The 3,612-nt window shown below is 39.0% G+C and carries 5 protein-coding genes and 1 pseudogene; all 6 read left to right on the top strand.

Annotated features, from left to right (window positions below; translation table 11 throughout):
• Positions 1–391 (top strand): annotated as a pseudogene (locus BMY74_RS44705) (hypothetical protein); the annotation flags it as partial.
• 127 nt (positions 392–518) lie between these two features.
• The gene (locus tag BMY74_RS44700; protein ID WP_143091984.1) at positions 519–1,538 is read left to right on the top strand and encodes a rolling circle replication-associated protein; all 1,020 of its coding nucleotides are present in this window, start codon (positions 519–521) and stop codon (positions 1,536–1,538) included.
• Positions 1,539–2,116: 578 nt separating this feature from the next.
• Complete coding sequence (locus BMY74_RS44695) at positions 2,117–2,263, top strand: hypothetical protein (protein ID WP_177230236.1); 147 nt, start codon at positions 2,117–2,119, stop codon at positions 2,261–2,263.
• Positions 2,244–2,567 carry a DUF961 family protein gene (locus BMY74_RS44000; RefSeq protein ID WP_089928507.1) on the top strand — a complete coding sequence of 108 codons (324 nt, stop codon included), beginning with the start codon at positions 2,244–2,246 and terminating at the stop codon, positions 2,565–2,567. The genes BMY74_RS44695 and BMY74_RS44000 overlap by 20 nt, the downstream gene beginning before the upstream one ends.
• A gap of 2 nt (positions 2,568–2,569) precedes the next feature.
• Entirely contained in the window at positions 2,570–2,695 is a 126-nt protein-coding gene (locus BMY74_RS46795) for a hypothetical protein (protein WP_281245060.1), read from the top strand.
• A gap of 153 nt (positions 2,696–2,848) precedes the next feature.
• Positions 2,849–3,612: hypothetical protein (locus tag BMY74_RS44690; RefSeq protein ID WP_143091982.1), on the top strand; the 764-nt coding region annotated here is incomplete at its 3' end.

Raw genomic sequence — 3,612 nt, 5'->3', positions numbered from 1 at the left:
ATTGGAAAAGGATGAGAAGAAGCATGTAATGGAGTTGGTCACGTCTATAGGGACTCTGGGGCGATCAGCAGGGGTTAATTTGATCTTGATTATGCAACGTCCAGATGCGAAATTTATTGACACGATCATCAGGGACAATATGAAAAACAAGATTGCTTTAGGAGATGCTAGCGAGGCGGCGTATGAGATGTGTTTCGGTTCTGAGAATCGTAAGATTCCCCAATTGTCAACGGGTAGAGGTTACGTTTCTATTGATGGGAAAATAAAAGAAATGGCAGTACCAAACTATTCACAAAAACAATTTGATGAAGATTTATGTGGAATAGTAGGGCGTCCAAGGTTGACGAGGGACCCTGAGGGAACGAGGATTGACCGTAGGACGGCGGGGTGATTTTCCCCGCTTTAACTTTTGTCAGGGAGTGGTGTAGGAATGATTTTTTACGCTCTTATTAACTTGATTGTTCCTACACATAAGACCGCAAAATCAAAATTCACAAAGTCAGGGGGTAAATTGAAGGATGGCACAGAGCTATAACAAGGTCGTAATATCAGGTGATATCGTTGAGGTATATGAATATGAAAAACCTGTGCATTACAACTTTAAAAAACCTCCAAAAGAAGTGGATGAAGAGATTGATGAGATTTTAATGGAAGGCTTGGAAGAAGCTGAACAGGTTGATGACTTGGATTTAAGTGAAGAAGAGAAAGAGCGAAAGAGATTGGAAATATTGAACTCTCTACCTGAGAATATCCGACATCTCTTTGAAAGAAGGCAGAAAGAATATAGAAAATCCGCTGTATACAGGGCAAGACAGACACTGAGAAGAGTGATTTTACAGAACTTTACATCTAGAGACAAATTTGTAACTTTAACGTTTCGAGATGGAGAGGTAGAGGATTTAAGTGATGTAAGTCAAACGAACCCATGTTTTAAGCGGTTTATACAACGTCTTAACAGATGGATACAAAAGAAAGTACCTGATTTTAGCTTTAAATATGCTACGGTGGTTGAGTTCCAAGACAAGAACGGAAGAGGAGCGGTTCATTACCATTTGATATGTAACGTACCATGGATACCGCACGAAGAGTTAGAGCGTTTATGGTCGCATGGATTCGTTGGAATTAATGCAATCAGGGGGAAGGGTAGGAAAGACAAGAAAGACGTGGATAACATCGGAGCTTATATGATTAAGTACATGCTAAAAGATTTCAATGACCCAAGGCTTAAGGGGAAAAAGTCGTACTTTTGCTCAAAAGGGTTAGATCGACCAAAAGAATTACGAGGGCAAGAAGCTTCTGCTTGGCTCTGGAAATACAAATTTGATCAAAAAGAAGAGGTATTCACCTCACAGTATGAGAGCGAATACCACGGTTTAGTTACCTATCGAGAGTACAATTTGAAAAGATCAAATGATGTCTTGTGCTGTACTGCCAATACAGCATTGCATAATCGAAACCTTCAATTACAGTATATCCTCCTAACATATCTATGTAAACTTATGGACGCAGAAACCCATGATTTACAAAAAACGGTATAACACCCATGAGGATAAACAAACCGACGTTGTGTAGAGCATCACTTAGCGTACTTTGCTATGTATAGATGCGCACTAACGAGGTTTGTTTATTTGTTTGTTTATGAAGCTAGGTTTGACAAGGGGTTGAGAGAATATAAAAGGAGCTGGAGCGACGAATAGACCAAAACAATCTAAGTCAAATAGGTTTGCACAGGAAACTAGTTCGGAGGAATTCATGAGGTACACTCCCCCCCTCCCCTTTCTGAACAGCCCATTCACGGGCACATCGTTAGGTACGAGGATATGGCACGGCGAACGGAGGAAACAGAATAGGAACGAGGAATGAGACAAAAACGTTATCTAGCCGAGATAGAGGAAAAGGGGTTCACCGAACGGAGACTAGCCACAAACTATAGGAGGATTCCTTATGTCACAATTACTTATTAGGTAGGGGATTCCTTTAATGGTGTGAAGGTGTTTTGTGTGCATATGGCTAATTTAGAAATAAAGTTAAAAAATTTTGAAATGCCACTTGTGCATTAATGACATTGATGATAATATGTATATAGAAAGGTTGGTCAGGAATGAAGTATTTAAGAGTGGAACTGGAAGAGAAAGAACATCGGGATTTTAAGATTATTTGTGCCAAGTCAGGAGAAAACATGAAATCTATTGCTACTGATTTGGTTAGAGATTACATTCGGAAAAATAAGGAGAACGAAGAAAATGAAAAACGTAGTGATTGATACAGAGAAGACACTTGGTGATTTGTTTTATCTAGGTTGTGATGAGGTTTATGAATACAAAGACAACAGACGTACAGAGAAGGTTATTGGTTATAACTATAACGTGGCATCTAGTGTTCAAGGTGATGCAATTACGATCAAGGTCATGGGAGATAAGAAGGAATTTAACATGATGGAACCAATTGAGGCGATTGGCATTGAAACGAATATTTGGGGTACTGCCAGTAAGTCAGGATTTGTCACGATTAACTATTCATTGACTGCTTATGATTTGAAAAAGAAAACAGCAAAAGTAGGTGTTTAATGATGAAATTAGCTGTTGAAAAGAAAGAACTGGAAACGTTTTTAAGTTATCTGGCTGACAAGGTTGAGGATGTTTATAAAGATGAGGTTGAGCAAGCTATAAAGCGTTTTCTGGATGAGGTGAAGTAGCGTGAGTGGTTTTGGTTGGTTAAAGGTTGACAGCTTAGATTGGAACAGAGAAAAAGGCAGTTGGTTGCAAGTGTCAAGGAAGAAGAGTTCTGATAAAAAGAAGTCAAAGCCAGTCAAGACTATAACCGTTAGGAGAGTTGGAAAATGAGAGAATTGAAATTCTACGACAATGAGCCGGGTATTTTCACGGCTCTTTTCTATCACTTGAAAGGAAAAGAGAAGTATGAATGGTTTGATGAGTCTAGAAGAGTCAGTCAGGGTATTAGAGCCACTTTAGAAAGTTCGGGTTTGGTTCGTATTGAGAAAAGAGAGTATGAAACAAAAGAGGGAAAGAGAATTAGAGAATTGATAGAGTATCCAGCAGTTAAAATACGGTGTGATCAGTATAATTTGTATCTGGATTTTGAATTGCTGTTAGGTCAGACAGGGAAGCAATGGGAAGCAAAGCATGATGTATGGGAGCATACTTTCAAACACAAAACAGCTTCTTTCAAGGTAGAGATGGGGACAGCATCAGTAGTATTGAAGCATAGCAATATTGATGCTAGTAGGGTGATTCACAAGCCACTAGGTGATCTTAGAATGGCTCTAGGATATATGGCTGATGGAATAGCATATTACGATTTTACAACAACACCGCATTTGCTTATTTGTGGTGATTCGGGTACAGGAAAATCTACACTGCTGCGTAACATATTTGTTCAGTTTGAAAAGGACTGGATAGTAGAAGTTTGTGATGGAAAGCGAGTAGAGTTTAGTTTTCTAAAGAAATATGGTTTCAATGTAGCAGACGACAAAGACCAATGTATCGAGAAAATTGAGTTAGTGTATAACATTATGATGGATCGCATGGAGCAAATGAAGGAAGCAGATTGCAACATGTTTACTGATATGGAGCTTAAACCGTGCTTCTTGAT

This window comes from Lentzea albida (genome assembly GCF_900111005.1).
GTDB lineage: Bacteria > Actinomycetota > Actinomycetes > Mycobacteriales > Pseudonocardiaceae > Lentzea > Lentzea albida.
This window is presented reverse-complemented; position numbering and strand designations above follow the sequence as displayed.